Genomic DNA, 20,982 nt, shown 5'->3' with positions numbered 1-20,982 from the left:
AATGCGATCAGCCCTTTTAATTACCCTAATATTCATAAGTTTTGTAGCTACTAGTCAAGCTCAAACCAATTACAAAATCCTTTTCCCATATGGAGATACATGGAGCAAGTTTGAGGAAGGTAAAAGTGGAGAATTTAGCCTAGGCATTGCCAATAACGAAGACGATAGAGAATTCACTTTCAATATCAGCCAAGGCAAGCAAGTTGGCATGTCTCTAGACTCAACTGGCTTTTTTCATTGGACGCCAGACTATAACATGGTGGACAGAATTGAGAAACAGAAAATCTATCAAATTTTGGTGGAAGCCAAATCGGATTCGGGTGATTTTGTATCAAGAACCCTAGACGTATATGTAAAACATACCAATAGACCCCCTATTGTTAATGAGCTTACACCGTTTTATATACAATATAACACTCAAAATAAATACCAAGTGGAAAATTCGCTGGTATATGACGAGGACGGCGACCCCTTAGTTTTTATTCCGTCTGTGGAAGATCTTCCAGAGGGTATGAATATTAATTCTAGAGGTGAAGTAACCTGGTCTCCTTCTTACACGCAGTTCAAAGACCTGCAAAAGTCTCCAAAGTTTGTCAGCTTTTCTGTAGAAGATCAGCCTAGCAAAAAAAGAACTGAAGGAAGATTAAAGCTGGTTCCTACTAAACTTGACTTACCACCAGCCATCACCGTCTTACCTAAGGTAGAAAAGATAGTTTTGAAAGAAAACGAAACCATAAATATTGGCTTTTATCTATCAGACCCTAACGGTGATGAAGACATCGAAACTTTTGATTTTTTGGCCAATAACCCTGAAGTTAAAAAACAGAGTTTGGTAAAAAATACGCAAAATCAATATGAATTCTTCTGGACTCCAGACTATAATTTTGTTAAAGACCCAGCAGATTCCGTGAATTTTTATATCGACTTCTTTGTCATTGATAAAACACAAAAGAGAGAAGTTAAAAGAATTTTGTTCCGTGTAGATAATGCCGTCAACGAAGAAGAAACAGACAAAAAGAACTTCAACCTCTATCAAGGCACACTAACTAGGGCATGGGAATTACTGGAGCAGCTCAAGGAAAAAGAAGAGCAATTAAAAAAATCTTATAACAGGGCTAAAAAGGGTAAGAAAAATAGATCTGTTGTAAATGCTTCTTTAGGTGCTACAACTGGCTTATCATCTATTTTCACAAAAGATAAAGAGTCTTTGCAAAGAACCATCTCTACAATTGGAGGTACTACCGTCCTTACTATTGGCACACTAGAAGCCACGGAAGTAATAGGAAAATCTATGAAAGACCTCATCGATAGATTGAACTATGTGATTGAAAAGAAAAATGAAATCCAAACCAAAGGAGATATCTTTGCTAGAGACTATGCTTTAAAGTCCACTAGACGAGAAGCTAATTTTAATAGATCTATTGATGGCTTCATGACCACCATGAACCTTAAAGGGCTGGTGGCCCTAGAACTGGATGCTAGTTGGGAATCCAAGAAAAAAGCTACAGACGCCAACATTAAAAAAAGTTTTAAAGATTATAGGACTTCTGATTGATTTTAACGCTAAATCTTAGTAGTTTCATCTTAATAGACAAACGGCTTTTTTAAAGCACTGTTTATCTGTTATTGGTCATATTATACATTTCAAATCCAAATAAAATATGAAGCTAAAAGTAAATGCAGTTCGTTTTACAGCTGATAGTTCATTAGTTGACTTTATTCAGAAAAAGTTAAATAAGTTAGATCAATTTCATGACCGAATAACTGGGGCAGACGTGTACCTAAAATTAGAAAAAGGCGATAGTTCTAAAGTCCAGAAGAAGTTAATAGAAGTTAGTTTAAGTGTTCCTGGTAAAACTATTTTTGTCAAAGAAGAGGGAGATTCGTTTGAAGAGGCTACAGACATAGCACTGGACGTACTAACACGCCAAGTTAAAAAGGCAAAACAAAAACAAAATGACACTAAAAGTCATCAGAAGCCAGAAGTTGTCTTAGAGGTTTCTGAAGAAGAAGATTAAGATTTATAAATTCCTATATTTCAAGTCACGGTTTAAGCCGTGACTTTTTTATTTTTAGAAGGTGTGGTTCCCACAAATTCTTTCAAATAAAAAGGCTCAAATTCCACCACATCTTCAAACTGCCCATTTTTAAATTTCTCATAAGCCATAAATCCCATAGCGGAGGCTTTGGGTCTAATCTCAGAGCCTAAGAACATCGCATTTTCGTGGATGATAACGCCTTTGAGCTTCTCCGCACCTTCTCCACAGAAAAGCACCTTATTACTCGCCAAATACTGTTTAAAAGAACTTTCATTAACCACAAGAGCGGAAGTAGGCATCCGTTCATCCCCGCTTTTGACAGAAACTATTTTACAGTAAACCTCCATCCTTTTTGCATCTAACATAGGACAGATTAAGCCATCAAAGAATTTACCGACTTCCGCAGTCATTATATCTAATGAATTAAACGATAACAAAGGCAGGTTTTGAGCATAACAAATGCCTTTCACGGTACTTACGCCTATCCTAAGCCCAGTATAAGAACCAGGCCCCTTTGAGACCGCCACAGCGTCTAAATCTGAAAATTGTTTTTTACAAACTTTTAAGGCATCGCCAATAAGTACCGTAAGCATCTCTGCCGAGGAACGCTCCGAAAAAAGCTCAAAATTAGAAATCAGTATACCATTCTCATGAACTGCCGCCGAGCAACCGTTGATGGATGTTTCTATGCTTAATATTACAGCCATTATTTCTTACCTGCCAAAATGGATTTATAACGAGGCATATCTTTAAAAAGTTTTAAAGCCTCCTGCACCTCTTGGTCTTTTTCAAAAGACACAAACTTCATGGCATTATCGTAATGATATCTACTCAATATCTCCAAAGCCAATTCGTCTTTAATCTGATCCTTATAAAGCTCCATGTCTGCATTCTTTTTCTTATTCACCAGGCTTCTCAATGGAGCTAATGCCGCCCCCATAGCAGCGTAACCTTTATCATTACTAGCTAGAGCCTCTAAATCCGCCAAAGCCTCTTCAGCCTCATTCGTATACTGGAAGCCAGACTTTTTCACAAAACTCTCAAAGGATTTATACAATTCATCTGAGGGTGTAAAATTATCACCAGGAACATTATTTTGATGACTAAAGTAGTACTCCGTGGCAAAATCAAAAATTAGTCCTTCCCTAGTCAACTGTTTAGTCAAGGCAGCCAATTCCTTGGGTTCTAAATAAATATCTGGGTCAACACCACCACCATCGTAAACAGGACGACCATTCTTGGTGTAAAACGTTGATTTTAAAGAGTCAGGAACTTTCCCAACTGAACCATCTTCGTTTCTATGACTATAATCTATGGCCTGAATACATCTTCCAGAAGGTATATAATACTTGGCCGTGGTTACTTTTAACTGGGTGTTAAAAGATAATGGCCTGGTTGTTTGTACCAATCCTTTCCCAAAAGACTTCTGCCCTATCACCACGCCTCTATCATAATCTTGTAATGTTCCACTCACTATTTCTGAAGCTGATGCACTACCACTGCTTATCAGTACCGCCACCGGAATATCTAAATCGATTGGATTAAACCTTCCCGTATATTTCTTATTCCACTGTCCTACTTTCCCTTTTGTTTCTACCACTAATTCTCCTTTAGGAATAAAAAAGTTGCAAATATCAATTGCCATATTCAACAAACCTCCAGGATTTCCTCTCAAGTCTAGAATTAGTTTTTTCATGCCTTCAAGTTTCATTTCCTCAAAAGCAGCTTTTATTTCTGCGGCGGCCGTAGCACTAAAATCGTTTAATTGAATATAACCAACCTCTTCATTGACCATCCCGTAATGTGGGACGTTCGGCGTTTTAACCACGGCTCTTTTAACCGTCAAATTCAAAGGTTTATTTTGCCCAAAACGCTTAATAGTTAAGGCTACTTCGGTATCTGTTTGACCTTTTAATAACCGACCTAACTGATCATTATCTCTTCCTTCCAGACTTACGCCATTTATTTTACTGAAAACATCTCCTATTTTAATACCAGCTTTATCTGCTGGAGAACCCTCATAAATCATCACTACGGTATGTTCCCCATAGACTTTACTAACTGTTGCACCTATCCCGTTATATTTCCCTGTGGCCATCGTGCGGTAGTCTTCAATATCATCTTCAGGGTAAAAGTTGGTATAAGGATCCAGCTCTTTAAGCATGGCTGTGATACCTGTCCGCATCACCTTATTTGGATTTATTTCATCCACATAAAGGGCATTGAGTTCTTTAAAAAGCGTAGCAAAAATGTCAAGATTCTTCGCAATCTCAAAATAACGATCTTCATATTTAAAGCCAACCAAGGCTAAAGTTGAGGCAATTAACCCCACCACCAGAAATCTGTACGTCTTTTTCATTTATAATTAGGTTGACAATGATTTTATATACTAACGCAAAATCCAATCCAGTCTTTTAATATCTAAAAATCAATTTTTAATATTACCCAATAACTTTATCATGGCCTCCTCTATTCTGGAATATTCTAGAGATTCTTTTGCGGTGTAAAGAAAGGCAATTCGAAGAGAAGCCTGATTTTGCAATATATTTTTATGGAGCCTGTAAGCCTCCCTTAATCTCCTTTTTATGAGATTTCTATCTACGGCTCTTTTGAATTTTCTTTTAGGAACAGAAAATAAAACCTTTGGCATTGTTCCTTCAACAGTAAGCGAACTACTGTATATCATCAAAACTGGATAAGCACTATTGCTTTTATTCCCCCCATTTCTTCTATCAAAAAGACTGTCAATCACCTTTACGTGACATAATCGTTCTGATTTTTTAAGAGAGTTATCCAATTAGCAATAAAGTTTATCTGAAGCCAAAATTACATATAAAAGGCATAGAAACACCACACATGGGTGGATCACAAACAAGAAAAGCCACCAAAAAAGGTGGCCAATCAAAGTCCGAAATGCTATATAGATTATTTATGCGTCTTTTCGTCAGAAACGGTCAGCTTCCATCTACCTCTGGTACGACGTGCTTTAATAACCTTTCTTCCACCTACTGTGGCAGAACGCTCACGAAAACCATGTTTATTTTTACGCTTTCTATTTGACGGCTGGAATGTACGTTTCATTCTAATTCAATTAATTTTGTCCTTTCCTAAATTTGGGACTGCAAAAGTATATATTTAATTCTTTATTTCAAAAGCTAAAGCCAGAATGAATTACAAATTTTCACGTAAAAACGCTAACAGTAAGTATATTCAAATAGAAGCGACCTTCTCAAACGTAACTAAACGGCGTCAAAAGGTCAATTTGCCAGCATGGAGACCAGGAAGATATGAAATTCAAAATTTTTCCAAAAATATTAAAAGTGTCAGATCTGAGTCGCTCAATGGGACTCCATTAGCCATAAAAAAGGTCAAAAAAGACGTGTGGGAAGTAAGTACTAAAGGGCAGCATTCCTTCAAAATTATTTATGATTTTTATGCCGATATTCAAAACGCTGGAGGCAGTTATATCGACGAAACTTTCTTGTACATTAACCCCATAAATTGCTGTCTTTACCTTGAAGATCAGCAAGACCAACCCTGCGGACTTGAGGTTACTTTTGAGGCAAATCAAGACGTGGCTTCAGGAATGAAGCACATCAAAACTGGAAATAAAACTTTGTTTACCGCTAAATCCTTTCACGACTTAGTAGATTCTCCCTTTATGATATCCTCTGCAATACAGCATAAATCTTATGCGTGTATGGGCTATAAATTCCACATCTGGGTAAAAGGTAAAATTGAAATTCCATGGGAAAGAGTTCTAAGAGATTTTGAGAAATTTACAGAAGAGCAAATCCGGATATTTGGAGAATTCCCAGAGGAGGAGTTTCATTTTATGCTCTGGATGATGTCAAAACCGTATTATCACGGCGTGGAGCATCACAACTCTACCATGATGACTCTTGGGCCTGACGCCCAAAACTTTGATGACATCTATGTTGACCTTCTTGGACTGGCTTCGCATGAACTATTTCATACATGGAATGTCAAAAAAATAAGACCTAAGGAACTTTTACCTTATGATTATTCTCAAGAAAACTACTTCCAAACTTGCTTTGTGGCAGAAGGCTTAACCACCTTTTATGGTGATTGGATTTTGTATAGAGCTGGTGTTTTTAACAAAACCCTTTACAAAAAAGAACTAGAAACGACCTTGAGGAGACATTTTGAGCACTCAGATAAGGCAGACCAATCTTTATTAGCGTCTTCTTACGATCTCTGGCTTGATGGCTATGAAACTGGAGTTCCAGACAGAAAAGTCTCCGTTTACTTCAAAGGAGCTATTGCAAGTTTAATTTTACACGCTCTTATAAAGGAGAAAACAAACGGTACAAAAGGCTTAGACGACCTTATGAAATCTTTATGGATAAACTTCGGAAAACCCTTCATAGGCTATTCCTACAAGGATTATCGCCATAACTGCAAAGAAGTGATTGGAGAAAACATAAGCTCATATTTCACAAATATTATTGAAGGGAATGCTTCTATAAAAATCGAAACCAACGAAGCCCTTAAAAGCTTAGGATTTGGATTATCAGAAGACTCAAAAGGGTTTATAAAAATAACGGATATTTCGACTCAGAAGGGTTTAATTCCAGAGGGTTAAAAGCTTTCTTATAAAAGCTAAAGCGAATTGTTTGGGAAAGATTAGTTTTTTTTTTAGTATCTTTGCAGCCTAATTAGGAAGCACCTTCCTCATATTTAACAAAAATAGTCTTTTATGAGCAAAATCCGAATCCTCTATCTTACGAGCGAGATCGATCCATTTCTAGAATTATCAAAAATTGCAAGTCTGACTAAAAAATTACCTCAAGAGATGCAGGAAAGAGGCATGGAAATCAGAATTCTGATGCCACGCTTCGGTACTATAAATGAGCGTAAGAATAGACTTCATGAAGTGGTAAGACTATCTGGGATAAACATTACTGTAGGAGATGAAGAAAAGCCGTTGATTATTAAGGTGGCTTCTATTCCGTCTGCGAAATTACAGGTATACTTTTTAGATAACGACGACTATTTCCATAGAAAAACTGTATTTACAGATAAGAAAGGAGCATTTTATGATGACAATGACGAACGTGCCATTTTCTTCTGTAAAGGTGCTCTAGAAACCGTAAAAAAATTAGGATGGTCTCCTGATATCGTGCACTGTACAGACTGGATGACTGCTTTGGTTCCGCTTTATTTGAAAACAACTTATAAAAACGACCCAATGTTTAAAAATACTAAGTCTGTTTTCACCGTTTATAATAATGTATTCGACCATAAGTTTAGCCAAGACATGATTCCAAAGGCTAAAATGTTAGATATTTCTGACGAAAACTTGGCCAATTTAAGATCTAGAGATTTTACTGGCTTTATTAAAATTGGTTGTCAATACGCAGATGTTGTGGTTAAAGCTAATGAAAATTTAGACTCAGACATAAGCGACATCGTTAATGAAATTGCTGAAAAGAAAATTGATGCTCAAATTGAAGACGAGAATATCACAGAAACATTTTTCCAACTTTACACAGATTTGGCAGAATAGTTTTATGCTTAATAAAATCGAATTATTGCGGAATTCAGTTCTAATACTGACTTCCGCTTTCTTTTTGTCCTGTGAAGATCCAACAAACATTGGTCTTCCTGGCACTGGAGGAAGTGGAGAGACCTTCTTTACAGATACGCTAGGCATTCAAACAAGTACCTATTTAATGGATTCTGCCATTACTTCGGGTCAATCGGCAGCATTGGTCGGCTCTTTAGACGACCCCTCTTTTGGACAAGTGTCTTCGGTAGCTTATTTGCAACCTTCTCTAAGCCAAACCTCAAATCCTCTAACTTTTCAGACGGAGACAGCGGCTCTAACGACACCAACTAATGTGGTTTACGATTCACTGATTTTAAGTCTAATAAATAGAGACCTTCTATTTTATGGAGACAGTTTGGCCAATATGACTATTGAAATTCATAGGCTTACCGAACCGTTAGTCTCTGGGAAGAACTACAATTACGACGACGAACTGAATTATGATCCAACGCCTTTGGCAACAAAAAAGCTTACGAGAGCAGACTTTTACGATCCTTCAGATTCCTTAACATTGTATATTAATATCAAACTCCCTGATGCTATGGGAAAAGAATTAATGGCTTTGGCAAATAAGGATGCATCAGCCACAAATGTAGCTTTTGCTCAAGCTTTCAAAGGCATTAGGATATCTGCCAAGGCGGGAGCTAAAACATTGGTGGCATTTAACCTAGGTACATCCTCTACTGCTACTGGATATTCTCGTTTAAACTTACTTTTTCATGAAGCAAATACGACCACTGCAAATGGCTACACATTTGAGTTTAACGCAGGTAGATATAATAAGATTGCGGCTAACAGAGCGGGTACATCCATTTCTAGTTTAACACTTAAAACCGGAAGTATTAGTAGTACTCAGACAAATAACAACGTTTTTGTACAAGCGGGAACAGGTGTAGCAGCCAAACTAGCATTTCCAGCAATCTCAAAATTAAAGAACCCACAAGTTGGGAGAGCGGAAATTGAATTTTCAGCAGATGTTAACACCTTGAAGAGCGGCATCCCTATAGCTCCATTTATCACCTTTATTGAACTTGGCGATAACCAAAGGGTTAAAAGAGTGAATAATGCTTATGGGTATGTTAACTATACTACAAATGCTACCACTGGAATTTTAAGTACTTATAATGACTCTACAAATCTTTTTGTGGCAGATATAACGCCTTACATTCAGGCCATAACGGCAAAGAAAAAAAATGACAATGGAATATTGCTAGTCGCTGGTGTTCCTTTGAGTTCAACTGGCTATTCTGCCCAAGTATTTAATGCTGGCTTTAATAGAATAGTACTTAAGAACTTCAAATTAAACCTTTATTACTCAGAAAAGTAACAGTATTTAGGTTCTAAAACTGGTTATAAAAAAAGAAACCTTATCGCAATAGCGGTAAGGTTTCTTTACTTTTGCATGAATTAAAATTCATACTCAATAATATGTGCGGAATAGTAGCTTATGTAGGGCATAGAGAAGCAGCCCCTTTAATTATTAAAGGACTAAAAAGACTCGAATACAGAGGATATGATAGTTCTGGAATTTCGCTTCTAAATGGTGACGGCCTAAAGGTTTATAAGAAAAAGGGGAAAGTAGCCGATTTGGAAGCAGAATTAAAAGACAAAAAACTTCACGCCACCATAGGAATAGGTCATACAAGATGGGCCACTCACGGTGAGCCTAACGACATAAACGCACATCCGCATTTTTCTCAGGGTCAAACCCTGGCCATCATACATAATGGTATTATTGAGAATTACGCTTCTATTAAAAAATCTCTTTTAAATAAAGGATACGTTTTTCATAGTGAAACTGATACTGAAGTTTTGATAAACTTCATAGAAGATATAAAAATACAGAAAGACTGCTCTACAGAGGAAGCTGTAAGGCTAGCCTTACTTAAGGTGGAAGGTGCTTATGCCATAGTGGTCATAGATAAGGATGTTCCTAACCAGCTTATAGCCGCTAGAAAAGGGAGCCCACTGGTAATTGGTGTGGGAAAGGACGAATATTTCTTTGCCTCAGACGCTACGCCAATTATAGAATACACCAAAGAAGTGGTCTATTTAGACGATTATGAAATTGCGGTGGTGTCAAACGGCATCTTGGAGGTCAAGAGTTTGGAAAATGTTGCTAAAGGAGCATTTATTCAAACCGTTGAAATGGAGTTAGAGTCTATTGAAAAAGGCGGTTTTGAGCACTTTATGCTTAAAGAAATTTTTGAGCAGCCTAAATCGATAGGTGATTGTATGAGAGGTAGATTAAATGTCGAAACCTCACATATCCAACTTGGTGGACTCACAAATCACTTAGATAAACTATCAAAAGCGAAGAGGATAATATTCATAGCCTGCGGAACATCATGGCATGCTGGTTTGGTGGGGGAATATCTTTTTGAAGAATTGGCCAGAATAAATGTCGAGGTGGAATACGCGTCGGAATTTAGATACAGAAACCCCATTGTAAAGGAAGGTGATTTTGTCATTGCCATTTCACAATCCGGAGAAACAGCCGATACGATGGCCGCTTTAGAGTTAGCCAAGCAAAGAGGTGCCACCATTTTGGGAATATGCAATGTAGTGGGTTCTTCTATCTCTAGATTAACAGAAGCTGGTGTTTATACCCATGCAGGCCCAGAAATTGGCGTAGCCAGTACCAAGGCCTTCACGGCACAAGTTACCGTTTTAGCCATGATAGCGATAGCTACGGCAAAGCAAAAAGCCACCATTACAGACGATGTTTACAGAAGACTCCTTTCTGAATTAGCCGCTATTCCGAACAAAATAGAGGACATTCTTAGCAAGGTGGATGAAATCAAAGACATTTCTAAACTCTTTACTTTCGCATCTAATTTCATTTTCTTAGGGAGAGGAATAAACTTTCCAGTGGCATTAGAAGGAGCATTAAAACTGAAAGAAATATCCTATATTCATGCAGAAGGATACCCTGCTGCAGAAATGAAACATGGGCCTATTGCTCTTATTGATGAAGATATGCCGGTGGTTTTTATTGCCACTAAAGATAGTTCTTATGACAAAGTCGTTTCTAATATACAAGAGGTAAAGGCTAGGAAGGGTCGTGTTATTGCGGTGATAAATGAAGGAGATGAAACATTAAAAGAGATGGTCGATTTTGCCATTGAAATTCCTGAGAGTCATGAAATGGTTTCTCCCCTGCTGACCTCTATTCCTCTTCAATTGCTGTCCTATTATATTGCGGTTTTAAGAGGTCGAAATGTAGATCAGCCTAGAAACCTTGCAAAGTCTGTAACGGTAGAGTAAACAGAAACTATAGCGTTTAAAATGAAAGTTTTACATACCATCTTAGAAACCAAAGATTATCTAAAATCCAAAGTAAAAGAAGGACGTAGTATAGGATTTGTGCCCACCATGGGGGCTCTCCATGATGGGCACATTTCTCTGATAAATAAAGCCCAGGAAGAAAATGATCTAGTGGTATGTAGCATCTTTGTTAACCCTACTCAATTTAACAATCCTGAGGATCTTGCTAAATACCCAAGAACCTTAGAGGCAGATTGTGAACTACTGGCACTGGCAAAATGTGATGTGGTTTTTGCCCCTTCGGCAGACGAAATGTATGTTTCAATGCCAAAGATGGAATTGAATTTTGGTAATCTAGAACATGTCATGGAAGGCAAATTCAGAACGGGTCATTTTAATGGCGTAGGTACTGTGGTTGCCAAACTTTTCCATATCATAAATCCTAACAAAGCTTATTTTGGGCTTAAGGACTTACAACAAGTGGCCGTTATAAATAGACTTGTGAAAGATTTAAGCTTTGATTTACAGCTTATCCCCTGTCCTATAATCCGAGAAAAAGATGGATTGGCTATGTCCTCAAGAAATAGAAGGCTCTCGGAAACTGCCAGAACATCTGCTTCTCAAATATCCATTGCCTTGCAAAAAGCCAAAGCGTTAATGATTCAAGGGAAAAGTGCTTCTCAAGTTAAAAAGACCATTGAATCGTTTTTTCATAAACTACCTGAGTTTGAGGTAGAATATTTTGAGATTTCAGATTTTGAAAATTTAGAACCGATTGAGATAAAAAGTGCTAAAGGCAATACCACCATTTGTATAGCGGCATATCTGGACGGAGTAAGATTAATTGACAATATAGTATTCTAGAATATGCAGTTTTTGAAACTTTTATTATCCAAAATTATGTTCACAGGTGATAAATCAAAATCACAGAAGATGAACTGGAATCAGCTAGAAAAAGAAGAACAATTAGAAACTATTATTAGTGAGTCTAAAGAAAACCCTGTTCTCATTTTCAAGCACAGCACCACTTGCCCTATTAGCGGAACCTCGCTATCTAGAATGGAGAGGAGCTGGTCAGAAGATAAAGCCAAAGGCATTAAACCTTATTATTTGGATTTATTAAATAACCGTCATATTTCTAATGCTATCGCTGAAAAGTTCTCAGTAGAGCATCAGTCGCCTCAGATACTTTTAATTAAAGACGGTAAAAGCGTATATGATGAGTCGCATTTTGGTATCTCTTTTTCAGATTTAATAACAGCCGTTTAAACCGTCCAAACTAGAATATAGTCTTCTACAGGTTCTTGGTGAATTTTGTGCTTTTTATTATAATCAGGCATGGAAATTTCTCCAAACAATCCTTCAGTGGTTTGATGGAGTTTTAGGTTTTTAACAAAGTCAACACCTCGTTTTCCGTAGAGTTTATAAAGAGCTTCTTTGGCAGACCAATAAACAGAAAGCGTATTTAAATCGCTACCGATAGCACTTATTTCAATTTCTGAGTAAAGTCTTGGTAAGATTCTCCACATTTTTGTTTGTGGTTTTTCAATATCAATACCCACAGGTAAACTGGGATGCATAATCACACCAATAAAGTTTTTGGAGTGGGTTATGGACATTTCCCATTCAGAATTCACCATATAAGGTTTACCATGTTCGTCTTTTTTAATCCCGTCGAAATTAATTTGAAGAGATTTAGCCAAATGCCTAATGGCTATTCTGCTGGTAAGCATCTCCAGTTTCTTTCTTGGCGTTATAATACTTTGATATTCGGCATCCGTAAGAATACTGGACGGCAAATCTGTAAGCAATTCAAGCTCTTCCTCTTTGGACTCCCACACTAGTAAATGTGCACCACTGTCACATTCCTTTTGAAACCGAACTGGCATAATCTATCTTTGAAAATCAAATATCCCCTTTTTCCCAGTCTATATGAAATATGAAGCAGAGAAATTAGAATCCTTTACCGGCCACAAAGACTGTGTTTATAATGTAGTGGGTCATATAGACCCCAATAAATTCATTTCCTCTGCAGGAGATGGCCTTTTAGTGGAATGGGATGCTACAAAATCGGATTTAGGAAGGCCTTTAGCTCAAATGAAGAATTCAATTTATGCCCTGCATCTAGAACTTTCAAAAAATAGAATTTGGGCTGCCGAGAATTTTGAAGGTCTACGTGTCATAGATTTAATCTCCAGAAAACAAATAGCTTCTATTGCCTTAAACAAGGCTACCGTTTTTGATATAAAAACGTATAAAAACTTAGTTTTTGTGGCTGGAGGAGATGGCGTAATCACAGTTATTGACAGCGATCTTATGGCCTTTAAGAAACACATCAAGTGTTCGGATAAGAGTGTTAGGGCTTTAGCCATTAATCCTGTGGAACGGGAACTAGCAGCGGGCTTTTCAGATCATTCCATAAAGATATTTGACCTTGAAACCTTTGAACTTAAAAAACAAATTCTCGCTCATACCAACTCCGTTTTCACTATAGAATATAGCCCAGACTATTTAACGCTCTTCAGTGGATCCAGAGACGCCAATCTAAAAACATGGGATATCAACAATAATTATGCTCCCGGAGAGCAGATCGTGGCTCATATGTTCACTATTAACCACATTGCCATTAATCCATCAGGAACCCTTCTTGCCACATGCAGTATGGATAAATCCATAAAGCTTTGGGATACCGAATCTTATAAACTGTTAAAGGTTATAGACAAAGCAAGGCATGCAGGACACGGTACCTCGGTGAATAGATTACACTGGTTAACGGATGATACCTTTATTTCTGCAAGTGACGATAGAAGTTTATCTTTGTGGAAAATTAACCAATATGAAGCCTAAAGACTCGTTTAATATAAAAAATAGCGTCTAAATTCCCTTTTTACTAAAAGTGCGTGTAATTTTGTAACTATACATTTCCTGAATAATATAGAAGAATGAAAATAACTGCTTTAGAGATTAAACAACACGAATTTGAAAAATCCTTTAGAGGATATAATATTGAAGAAGTAGATATTTTTTTAAATAACTTGGCCTCTGAATGGGAAAGAACCAGCAATGAGTCCAAAATGCTAAGAATGCAATTGGAAATAGCGGAAAAAGAAGCTGCTAAACTTAGAGAGGTAGAAATGTCTCTTATAAGAACACTCCAAAGTGCTGAAAATACCAGCAATAAAATCACAGAACATGCTAAGCATGAAGCCGATAAGAAAATTGAAGATGCTAGTGTAGAGTCTCAATCTATCTTAGAAAAGGCAAAAAAAGAAGCATCACAAATTTTAGCACATGCGAACAATGAGTCTGAATCTATTTTGGCTAATGCTCAATTAGAAGTGAGTCAAAGCCAGAAAGCCCTTATTGACCAAGAAGCAAACCTGCGTAAGGAAATAAGTGGTCTAGAGTCTTATAAAGTAGACATTATCAATCAATTAAAAACGATAAACGCTGCAACCTCTGAAAGGATAAAAGGATTAGAAACCCCTATTCCTGAAACTTCTAAGCTTCAAACTATAGAAAAAGAAGAAATTATAGTTGAAACCAAAGAAGTGTCAATTGAAATTTCTGAAGAGGTAGAAATAGAAACTGAGGCCGTTCAAGGGATTGCTTCATCTGCCAATACACTCGTTTTAGAAAAGACCGTAGAAAGTAAAGAGGACGACCTAACAGTGATTGAAGGCATCGGTCCTAAAATCGCAGATGTTTTAAGAGAGAATGGTATTAAAACATTTAGAGATTTAGCCACTAAACCTGTTTATCAAGTCAAAGAAATTTTGGGATATGCTGGTTCAAATTACGCGATGCACGACCCTACGACCTGGTCTGAACAAGCCCTTTTGGCTGATTCAGGTAAATGGGAAGAACTAGAAATACTGAAAGATAAACTTATTGGTGGAAAGAACGTTTCTGTAGAATTTAAGCCGTCTGAAGAGCCAGCTTATGTAAATACACCAGAACAGGTTACTGAGGAAATGTTAGACAGAGTCAACAAAGTGAAAGCGGCTCTTAAGAAAGCAATGATAGAAAAGGATGCTGTATCAGTTTCTAATACTGCTCCTAAAGTAAAAACTATTAATGATATCGCAGCAGACAAAGCCGCAGAGGGAAGCGGGTCGTTTTTTGACAATTTGGGTTAATCTAGCATAAAATTATGGGACTTATTTCTCTGGAAGGCATGGAGTTTTTTGCTTATCACGGTTATTACGATGAAGAGCAAAAGATTGGTAATAAATATGCTATTGACCTTAACATTGAAACCAATCTTACAGACGCCGCCGAATCTGATTTGCTTAAAGACACCATAAACTACGAGGAGTTATACCAAGTGGTACTGTCCATCATGCAAATTAAACACCGGCTGTTAGAGCATGTGGCTCATGGTATTATTCAGAAGGTAAAAGCAACCTATCCTAATGTTATAAAAGTCACTGTAGGAGTTTCAAAATACAATCCGCCAATCGGCGGAATTTGTGAAAGAGCTAAGGTTCTAATAAGTAGATAACCCTACTTATTAGAACCTTTTAAGCTATCCAAAACAAAAAAGAAGTCATAATCTGCTGCAGCCAAAATAGAGATTTGACGGAATATTTAGCCAATAGGGTATTAGGCTTTTCTAAGCTGTATTGATTATTAATCAAATTCAAATCCATCAAATTCTTTTTCTTAGGATCAATCTGCACAGATAGAATGCTGTTTTTGTACTCAAATCTTTTTAAAGGGCTTTTTGCATCCCAGATGAGCAGTTCAGAACTTCCATCCGAAAAGTTGACCTGAACCTCTTGCGGCAAAATAAATTCCCCTTTTCTACTCAGTATAAAATAAGAATAATGGTCTCCATTGTTTAAGGTATCCACGGCATAATCGCAAGAATAAGATTTATTAAAAGCCTGCTCAAAATACCAGTTATAATCTCCTTTTAATACTTCATCTACCACATTTACAAAATCTTGAAGTTTTGGATGTTTAAACTTCCACTTCTCGTAATAGGTTTTTAAAATGGCATCCATGTTTGCTCTACCTATTATGTTTTCAAAAGTCCTAAGAATTGTAGCTGTCTTGGAATAAGTAAGTTCTCCATAAACGCCTTTAGGATATTCCCAAGAAGGTTTATTTACTTTTGATAGCTCTGGAAATCTCATACTCACATAAGAATATCTCGAACTCTCCATATCTCCCACTATGAAACCAAAAAGGTTCATTTGCGAACCCTTGCCATAGCCTTCGTCCATTATCCTACCTTCCATATATTGGTTAAAACCCTCGTCAAGAAAAGACTGTTCAAACTCATTACTGGCCAAAATCCCTTGGAAGTACTGATGACCAAACTCATGCACAGTGACCATTTCTGCCATTCTTAACCACTCTCCCACTCCCCAATAAGAACCGCAAGTTATAAATGTTGGGTATTCCATTCCTCCAGAACCACTGCTTTCAATGGGTGGATCCACCATAGTTAAAGTGCTATGAGGATAAGCTCCTAAAGTTTTTTCAAAGTATGCCAATGACTTTTCTGCGGCATCAAAGTATCTTTTATACTGACTGCTGTGTTCGGGCTGCATCATGGCCTTTAACTTAACATGCTTCCAGGTTTTCTCATAAACCTTAAAAGATGGCGATGCCGTCCAAGCAAAATCATGAACATCATCTGCTTCATAAATGACCGTCTTTAAACCATTTTTTAGCCTTGTACTTAGAACCTCTTTACCAGTAGCTCCTACTTGTAATCCTTCTGGAAGTGTAATGCTCACATGGTATTTACCAAAATCAGCATAAAACTCGCTGTTCGCATGAAACTGATGGCAGTTCCATCCCCATTCTCCATTACTATTCTCTTCAAATACACCAATTTTCGGAAACCACTGACCAATCAAATAGTAGTCATTTTCTCCATAGCCTGTCCGAGCAAAAATCTTTGGTAATTTGGTTTTGAAACCCATATTTAAGGTTATCGTTTCACCAGGTTGAAGCGGATATTTAAGCGGTACTACTGCCACGGTTCTATCTTTTTCATTTCTGTCGTCAGGTTGAAAATACCTTAAACCTCCTAAAAGTTCTTCTCCTCTAGAAGACTTCAAAGCGGTTACATAAATATTCCCAAATCCATCTTGCTTGAAATAATCTCCTCTTAATCGCCCTCCAGATTCTTTCATAAAGGTGGATTCCTTATCCTTAAATGCATTCATGTATAGATGAAACTGAAGTTCCTTCACAGGCACAGGACTGGCATTTGTCCATGTTAGAATCTGCTCGCCTGTCAAACTCTTTTCATCCCTATTTAAACTTACCGCAATTTTATAATTGGCAATATCTGGGGCTAAGTTTTGAGACAAACCCTGAAACGAAACTAAAAGCAGGGTGTAAATTAAACTTCTTTTCATTGAATTATATCTGTTAATCAAAACCATCGGAAAAAGTCTCTACTTAAAAAGTAAGAATCAAATTAAAACTTAGGATTAACAAGTCTTCTGGCATTTTCGGTTGTCTTTTCTACAACCTCTTTTTTGTCTTTAGCCATCCAGAATGCCACCTTCTCAGCTACCAAATCTATATAGCTAACCTCATTTCTTTTTCCTCTGTGAGGTACGGGAGCCAAATAAGGAGAATCAGTTTCCAAAACCAAATCCTCGAGTGTAACATAAGGCAGCACTTTATCTAAGCCTCCATTTTTGAAAGTAGCTACGCCACCTATTCCCAATAAGAAATTCAGACTGAGAGCCCTTTTTGCTTCTTCCAAATTGCCCGAAAAGCAATGAAAGATACCTCGTAAATCTTTCCATCCGAACTCCTCAATGAGTTCACAGCACCTAATTATAGCGTTATGTTCATTGTTTTTAGAATTCCTAGAATGTATGCATATTGGGATGTTATACTTCTTAGCCAACTTCAATTGTGCCAAAAAAGCTTGCTCTTGTTGATTGGTAAAACTCAAGTCCCAGTAAAAATCGAGCCCTATTTCTCCAATCATTTTAAATTTGCGATCCGCAAGCCAGTGCTCTACCAAAACTAATTCCTCTTTAAAATCTTCCTTAACATAACAAGGATGTAATCCCATCATAGGAACACAAAAGTCAGGATGGACATCTGCCAAATTTAACATTCCGGCTATGGTTTCACTATTGCAATTTGGCATCCAAATTTCCTTAACTCCCACTGCTTTTGCTCTTTGGAGTATCTGCTCTATATCTTCAGTAAATTGCCCATCATAAATATGAGCGTGAGTCTCTATCATTTAGCTATCACTGTTTTGCATGCAAGATACCAAATAGCCCTTCCACATACAGAACTTTAAGCATTAGAATTCGGAATTTTAGAATTATAATTACTCCGATTAAACGTAACTTTGCAGTTTACGACACAAAAAAACTACCATTGCAAAAAGTGCTTAATCCTAAAAATAAGACAATTCTTACAGACAGCAGATTCCTGTCAAACCCTTCTGAAACCCTATTTATAGCTATTAAAGGGGATAGACATGACGGTCATAAATTTATAGAACATCTCATAAATGAAGGCGTTAGGGAGTTTGTGGTGGAAAAGGAATGGCTTAAAGAGCACCCGGGAATGAAGGATAAGGCCGCATTCTGGCCAGTAGATAATACGGTAAATGCTTTACAGGCTCTTGTAAAAAAACATAGAGAAAGTTTCAGTTTACCTGTGGTGGGTATTACCGGTAGTAATGGAAAAACTATCGTTAAAGAATGGCTCTCCGTAATTGTTCAAAATAGCTTCTCGTTGGTTAAAAGCCCACGGAGTTATAACTCCCAGATTGGTGTACCGCTCTCTGCTTGGCAAATTAACGAGCATCATGACTTAGGTATCTTTGAAGCGGGAATATCTCAACCCGCAGAAATGCAAAAACTACAAGATGTCTTGCAGCCAGAGATAGGTATCTTTACAAATATAGGCTCTGCTCATAACGAGGGTTTTAGAAGTATAAAGCAAAAGATAACAGAAAAGCTTAGACTCTTTAGACATTCAAAGCAGCTCATTTACTGCCAAGATTATACAGAACTACACGAAGAAATAAGGATTTTCCTTTCCGCTGTTAATCCAAAAATAGAGCTTATCGCTTGGTCTAAAAACCAAAAAGGGGCTATTCAAATTGAAGTTTCTAAAAAGAAAGATTTCAGCCTTCTTAATATTTACTGGAAAGGCGAGGATTATAAAATTCGCGTACCTTTTACTGATGATGCATCCTTAGAAAATGTCATCCATTGCTTTTTTGTGGCTTTTATTGTTCTAAGGAAGAAATACGCTGAAAGCGAAACCTTGGCAATTATTCAGGCCGGTATTGACAGCTTAAAGCCAATAGCCATGCGGCTAGAGCTTAAAGAGGGCGTAAGAAATTGTTATTTGATTGACGACAGTTATAATAATGATTTTGGAGGATTGGCCATGGCCTTAAACTTCATGAATCAGCATCACATCAACAGAAAGAAAACCATTATTCTAAGCGATGTATTACAATCTGGGCTCAAAGATAGAGAACTGTATCTAAAGATAAATGACTTATTGATAGGTGCTGGTGTTGATAAAATTATAGGAATAGGTCCTAAAATCTCTAAAAATGCCAGAGCATTCAGAAGAATAACCTGTTATGCCACCGTACCTGAATTCCTTGCCAATCATCCGCTCCATACTTTTAATAATGAACTCATTTTAGTCAAAGGGGCAAGAAGTTTCTCTTTCGAAAAAATCGTTAATCAGCTGGTAAACAAAGTACACGGAACTGTTTTTGAGACCAATTTAGATGCCATTACGCATAACCTCAATTACTATAAAAGTAAGTTAAAACCGGAAACCAAAATCATGGCCATGGTGAAAGCCTCTGCTTATGGAAGTGGTAGTACGGAAATAGCCAGTTTGCTACAATATCACAGAGCCGATTATCTAGCCGTGGCCTATACCGACGAAGGTGTGGAATTAAGGAGAAATGGTATAGAATTACCCATACTCGTTTTAAATACACAACCAGAAACATTTTCTAAAATCTTAGAATATAATTTAGAACCAGAGCTATATAGTTTAAAGAACCTAAAAGAACTGCTCCAATTCTTAGACACCGCAATAGAAACTAACCTTGAAATCAAAGTTCACCTGAAACTAGATACGGGTATGAATAGGCTTGGATTTAAAGAGCAAGATCTCCCAGAAGTTTTAGAACTTATCACTAAGGATAAGAGACTAGAGATTGCCTCCATTTTCAGTCATTTGGCTGGTGCAGATAATAAAACTCATGATGCGTTTTCTAAAGAGCAAATAGCCACTTTTAAGAATTTGTCTGACTTTATTATTAGTAAATTAAGTTACAAACCGCTTAGGCATATTTTAAATTCTGCAGGCATTATTCGTTATCCAGAAGCCTCATTTGACATGGTGAGACTTGGCATTGGATTATATGGTATTGAAGCCAATTATGAAGCTCAAGGAGACTTACAAACTGTAGGTACCTTAAAAACTACTATTTCGCAGATAAAAACAGTAAAAAAAGGGGATACCGTGGGTTACGGGAGAGTAGGCAAACCCGACAAAGATGTTCAAATAGCCACCATTGCCATAGGGTACGCAGATGGCTTTGACAGACACCTGTCTGCTGGCAAAGGAAAAGTATGGGTCAATGGCACCCTATGCCCTACAGTAGGAAATGTATGTATGGATATGACCATGATAGACATTACCGAAGCAAAGGCGGAAGAAGGAGATAGTGTGGAAATTTTTGGTTCTCACCAAAGCATCTTCGAGATAGCCCAAACGCTGGAAACTATTCCCTACGAAATACTAACAAAAATAGGACATAGAGTAAAAAGAGTATTTTTTAAAGAATGAAAATTTCTAATGCAAAAAGTACTTTTTTGATAGGAATTGTACTTTTGATAATTACTTTTTTTCTCTTGGTTTGGGCTGCAGTAAACTTAATGCAAAGTAAGTCTCATGAAACGATCTTGCCTTGTGATTGCGTTTCCGTAGTAGATGGAAGAAATTTGTGTGCTCAGTTTAGTTTCCTTCTTGTAGCCGCTTTTTCATCTTTAACGGCTGTGCTTTTCTTAGTTGTTAAATCAGGAAAAACTCAAAGCTAAACTCTTCTTTGTTTAAAATTAGTTA

The 20,982-nt window shown here is 37.2% G+C and carries 20 protein-coding genes; 13 read left to right on the top strand and 7 right to left on the bottom strand.

The features are described 5' to 3' along the window. The first annotated feature begins 1 nt into the window (after window position 1). The gene (locus ACSBFT_RS00565) at window positions 2–1,555 is read left to right on the top strand and encodes a hypothetical protein (RefSeq protein ID WP_463044788.1); all 1,554 of its coding nucleotides are present in this window, start codon (window positions 2–4) and stop codon (window positions 1,553–1,555) included. 106 nt (window positions 1,556–1,661) lie between these two features. Next, on the top strand, window positions 1,662–2,018 hold the full coding sequence (gene hpf, locus ACSBFT_RS00560) for a ribosome hibernation-promoting factor, HPF/YfiA family (protein ID WP_463044787.1): 357 nt from the start codon (window positions 1,662–1,664) through the stop codon (window positions 2,016–2,018). Between the two features lie 32 nt (window positions 2,019–2,050). Here the strand turns inward: hpf and tsaB are convergent, their stop codons facing one another. The 4 genes from tsaB to rpmH all read right to left on the bottom strand — a co-directional run bounded on the left by tsaB (window position 2,051) and on the right by rpmH (window position 5,120). Continuing rightward, window positions 2,051–2,746 (bottom strand): tRNA (adenosine(37)-N6)-threonylcarbamoyltransferase complex dimerization subunit type 1 TsaB, encoded by a 696-nt coding sequence (gene tsaB, locus ACSBFT_RS00555; protein ID WP_489602845.1) that lies wholly within the window; start codon window positions 2,744–2,746, stop codon window positions 2,051–2,053. Continuing rightward, window positions 2,746–4,398: a S41 family peptidase gene (locus tag ACSBFT_RS00550; RefSeq protein WP_463044785.1), complete on the bottom strand. Its 1,653-nt coding sequence runs from the start codon at window positions 4,396–4,398 to the stop codon at window positions 2,746–2,748. The genes tsaB and ACSBFT_RS00550 overlap by 1 nt, the downstream gene beginning before the upstream one ends. A 69-nt stretch (window positions 4,399–4,467) precedes the next feature. Continuing rightward, complete coding sequence (gene rnpA / locus ACSBFT_RS00545; protein WP_489602843.1) at window positions 4,468–4,836, bottom strand: ribonuclease P protein component; 369 nt, start codon at window positions 4,834–4,836, stop codon at window positions 4,468–4,470. Between the two features lie 128 nt (window positions 4,837–4,964). Continuing rightward, entirely contained in the window at window positions 4,965–5,120 is a 156-nt protein-coding gene (rpmH, locus tag ACSBFT_RS00540) for a 50S ribosomal protein L34 (protein ID WP_341227090.1), read from the bottom strand. Window positions 5,121–5,205: 85 nt separating this feature from the next. On the opposite strand from rpmH, the gene ACSBFT_RS00535 reads away from it, so the two are divergent. The 6 genes from ACSBFT_RS00535 to ytxJ all read left to right on the top strand — a co-directional run bounded on the left by ACSBFT_RS00535 (window position 5,206) and on the right by ytxJ (window position 12,147). Beyond that, complete coding sequence (locus ACSBFT_RS00535; protein WP_489602841.1) at window positions 5,206–6,645, top strand: M61 family metallopeptidase; 1,440 nt, start codon at window positions 5,206–5,208, stop codon at window positions 6,643–6,645. Window positions 6,646–6,759: 114 nt separating this feature from the next. Then, window positions 6,760–7,569 (top strand): glycogen/starch synthase, encoded by an 810-nt coding sequence (locus ACSBFT_RS00530; RefSeq protein ID WP_463044782.1) that lies wholly within the window; start codon window positions 6,760–6,762, stop codon window positions 7,567–7,569. Window positions 7,570–7,573: 4 nt separating this feature from the next. After that, entirely contained in the window at window positions 7,574–8,938 is a 1,365-nt protein-coding gene (locus ACSBFT_RS00525; RefSeq protein ID WP_463044781.1) for a DUF4270 family protein, read from the top strand. Window positions 8,939–9,039: 101 nt separating this feature from the next. Further along, entirely contained in the window at window positions 9,040–10,878 is a 1,839-nt protein-coding gene (gene glmS / locus ACSBFT_RS00520) for a glutamine--fructose-6-phosphate transaminase (isomerizing) (protein ID WP_463044780.1), read from the top strand. A gap of 21 nt (window positions 10,879–10,899) precedes the next feature. Then, window positions 10,900–11,742: a pantoate--beta-alanine ligase gene (gene panC / locus ACSBFT_RS00515; protein ID WP_489602839.1), complete on the top strand. Its 843-nt coding sequence runs from the start codon at window positions 10,900–10,902 to the stop codon at window positions 11,740–11,742. A 69-nt stretch (window positions 11,743–11,811) separates the two neighbouring features. Beyond that, window positions 11,812–12,147: a bacillithiol system redox-active protein YtxJ gene (ytxJ, locus tag ACSBFT_RS00510; RefSeq protein ID WP_463044778.1), complete on the top strand. Its 336-nt coding sequence runs from the start codon at window positions 11,812–11,814 to the stop codon at window positions 12,145–12,147. Here the strand turns inward: ytxJ and ACSBFT_RS00505 are convergent. Next, the gene (locus ACSBFT_RS00505) at window positions 12,144–12,767 is read right to left on the bottom strand and encodes a 4'-phosphopantetheinyl transferase family protein (RefSeq protein WP_489602837.1); all 624 of its coding nucleotides are present in this window, start codon (window positions 12,765–12,767) and stop codon (window positions 12,144–12,146) included. The genes ytxJ and ACSBFT_RS00505 overlap by 4 nt on opposite strands. A gap of 43 nt (window positions 12,768–12,810) precedes the next feature. On the opposite strand from ACSBFT_RS00505, the gene ACSBFT_RS00500 reads away from it, so the two are divergent. The 3 genes from ACSBFT_RS00500 to folB all read left to right on the top strand — a co-directional run bounded on the left by ACSBFT_RS00500 (window position 12,811) and on the right by folB (window position 15,382). After that, complete coding sequence (locus ACSBFT_RS00500; RefSeq protein WP_489602835.1) at window positions 12,811–13,725, top strand: WD40 repeat domain-containing protein; 915 nt, start codon at window positions 12,811–12,813, stop codon at window positions 13,723–13,725. 95 nt (window positions 13,726–13,820) lie between these two features. Next, complete coding sequence (locus ACSBFT_RS00495) at window positions 13,821–15,017, top strand: DivIVA domain-containing protein (RefSeq protein WP_489602834.1); 1,197 nt, start codon at window positions 13,821–13,823, stop codon at window positions 15,015–15,017. Between the two features lie 14 nt (window positions 15,018–15,031). Next, window positions 15,032–15,382 carry a dihydroneopterin aldolase gene (gene folB / locus ACSBFT_RS00490; protein WP_489602833.1) on the top strand — a complete coding sequence of 117 codons (351 nt, stop codon included), beginning with the start codon at window positions 15,032–15,034 and terminating at the stop codon, window positions 15,380–15,382. 19 nt (window positions 15,383–15,401) lie between these two features. On the opposite strand, the gene ACSBFT_RS00485 is transcribed toward folB, so the two are convergent. Together ACSBFT_RS00485 and ACSBFT_RS00480 are read right to left on the bottom strand one after the other, a co-directional pair. Next, a complete protein-coding gene (locus ACSBFT_RS00485) occupies window positions 15,402–17,258 on the bottom strand; it encodes a M1 family metallopeptidase (protein ID WP_489602832.1) in 1,857 nt (618 codons plus the stop codon). 62 nt (window positions 17,259–17,320) lie between these two features. Then, window positions 17,321–18,109 carry a TatD family hydrolase gene (locus tag ACSBFT_RS00480; RefSeq protein WP_489602830.1) on the bottom strand — a complete coding sequence of 263 codons (789 nt, stop codon included), beginning with the start codon at window positions 18,107–18,109 and terminating at the stop codon, window positions 17,321–17,323. Window positions 18,110–18,258: 149 nt separating this feature from the next. On the opposite strand from ACSBFT_RS00480, the gene ACSBFT_RS00475 reads away from it, so the two are divergent. Continuing rightward, window positions 18,259–20,706: a bifunctional UDP-N-acetylmuramoyl-tripeptide:D-alanyl-D-alanine ligase/alanine racemase gene (locus ACSBFT_RS00475; RefSeq protein WP_489602829.1), complete on the top strand. Its 2,448-nt coding sequence runs from the start codon at window positions 18,259–18,261 to the stop codon at window positions 20,704–20,706. Next, complete coding sequence (locus ACSBFT_RS00470; RefSeq protein ID WP_463044771.1) at window positions 20,703–20,957, top strand: hypothetical protein; 255 nt, start codon at window positions 20,703–20,705, stop codon at window positions 20,955–20,957. Before ACSBFT_RS00475 ends, ACSBFT_RS00470 begins: the two co-directional genes overlap by 4 nt. Window positions 20,958–20,982: the final 25 nt, after the last annotated feature.

The organism is Arcticibacterium sp. SM2516 (assembly GCF_057914865.1).
Note: the sequence above shows the minus strand (reverse complement) of the source record. Positions and strands in the feature narration are given on the sequence as shown.

What these genes read in the sequence shown, in the direction of transcription:
- ACSBFT_RS00550 (WP_463044785.1), bottom strand. Translation starts at nt 4,398, where the DNA reads ATGAAAAAGACGTACAGATTTCTGGTGGTGGGGTTAATTGCCTCAACT.
- tsaB (WP_489602845.1), bottom strand. Translation starts at nt 2,746, where the DNA reads ATGGCTGTAATATTAAGCATAGAAACATCCATCAACGGTTGCTCGGCG.
- ytxJ (WP_463044778.1), top strand. Translation starts at nt 11,812, where the DNA reads ATGAACTGGAATCAGCTAGAAAAAGAAGAACAATTAGAAACTATTATT.
- ACSBFT_RS00530 (WP_463044782.1), top strand. Translation starts at nt 6,760, where the DNA reads ATGAGCAAAATCCGAATCCTCTATCTTACGAGCGAGATCGATCCATTT.
- hpf (WP_463044787.1), top strand. Translation starts at nt 1,662, where the DNA reads ATGAAGCTAAAAGTAAATGCAGTTCGTTTTACAGCTGATAGTTCATTA.
- ACSBFT_RS00505 (WP_489602837.1), bottom strand. Translation starts at nt 12,767, where the DNA reads ATGCCAGTTCGGTTTCAAAAGGAATGTGACAGTGGTGCACATTTACTA.
- ACSBFT_RS00495 (WP_489602834.1), top strand. Translation starts at nt 13,821, where the DNA reads ATGAAAATAACTGCTTTAGAGATTAAACAACACGAATTTGAAAAATCC.
- ACSBFT_RS00500 (WP_489602835.1), top strand. Translation starts at nt 12,811, where the DNA reads ATGAAATATGAAGCAGAGAAATTAGAATCCTTTACCGGCCACAAAGAC.
- rpmH (WP_341227090.1), bottom strand. Translation starts at nt 5,120, where the DNA reads ATGAAACGTACATTCCAGCCGTCAAATAGAAAGCGTAAAAATAAACAT.
- ACSBFT_RS00525 (WP_463044781.1), top strand. Translation starts at nt 7,574, where the DNA reads ATGCTTAATAAAATCGAATTATTGCGGAATTCAGTTCTAATACTGACT.
- panC (WP_489602839.1), top strand. Translation starts at nt 10,900, where the DNA reads ATGAAAGTTTTACATACCATCTTAGAAACCAAAGATTATCTAAAATCC.
- folB (WP_489602833.1), top strand. Translation starts at nt 15,032, where the DNA reads ATGGGACTTATTTCTCTGGAAGGCATGGAGTTTTTTGCTTATCACGGT.
- ACSBFT_RS00535 (WP_489602841.1), top strand. Translation starts at nt 5,206, where the DNA reads ATGAATTACAAATTTTCACGTAAAAACGCTAACAGTAAGTATATTCAA.
- ACSBFT_RS00565 (WP_463044788.1), top strand. Translation starts at nt 2, where the DNA reads ATGCGATCAGCCCTTTTAATTACCCTAATATTCATAAGTTTTGTAGCT.
- glmS (WP_463044780.1), top strand. Translation starts at nt 9,040, where the DNA reads ATGTGCGGAATAGTAGCTTATGTAGGGCATAGAGAAGCAGCCCCTTTA.
- ACSBFT_RS00480 (WP_489602830.1), bottom strand. Translation starts at nt 18,109, where the DNA reads ATGATAGAGACTCACGCTCATATTTATGATGGGCAATTTACTGAAGAT.
- ACSBFT_RS00485 (WP_489602832.1), bottom strand. Translation starts at nt 17,258, where the DNA reads ATGAAAAGAAGTTTAATTTACACCCTGCTTTTAGTTTCGTTTCAGGGT.
- ACSBFT_RS00470 (WP_463044771.1), top strand. Translation starts at nt 20,703, where the DNA reads ATGAAAATTTCTAATGCAAAAAGTACTTTTTTGATAGGAATTGTACTT.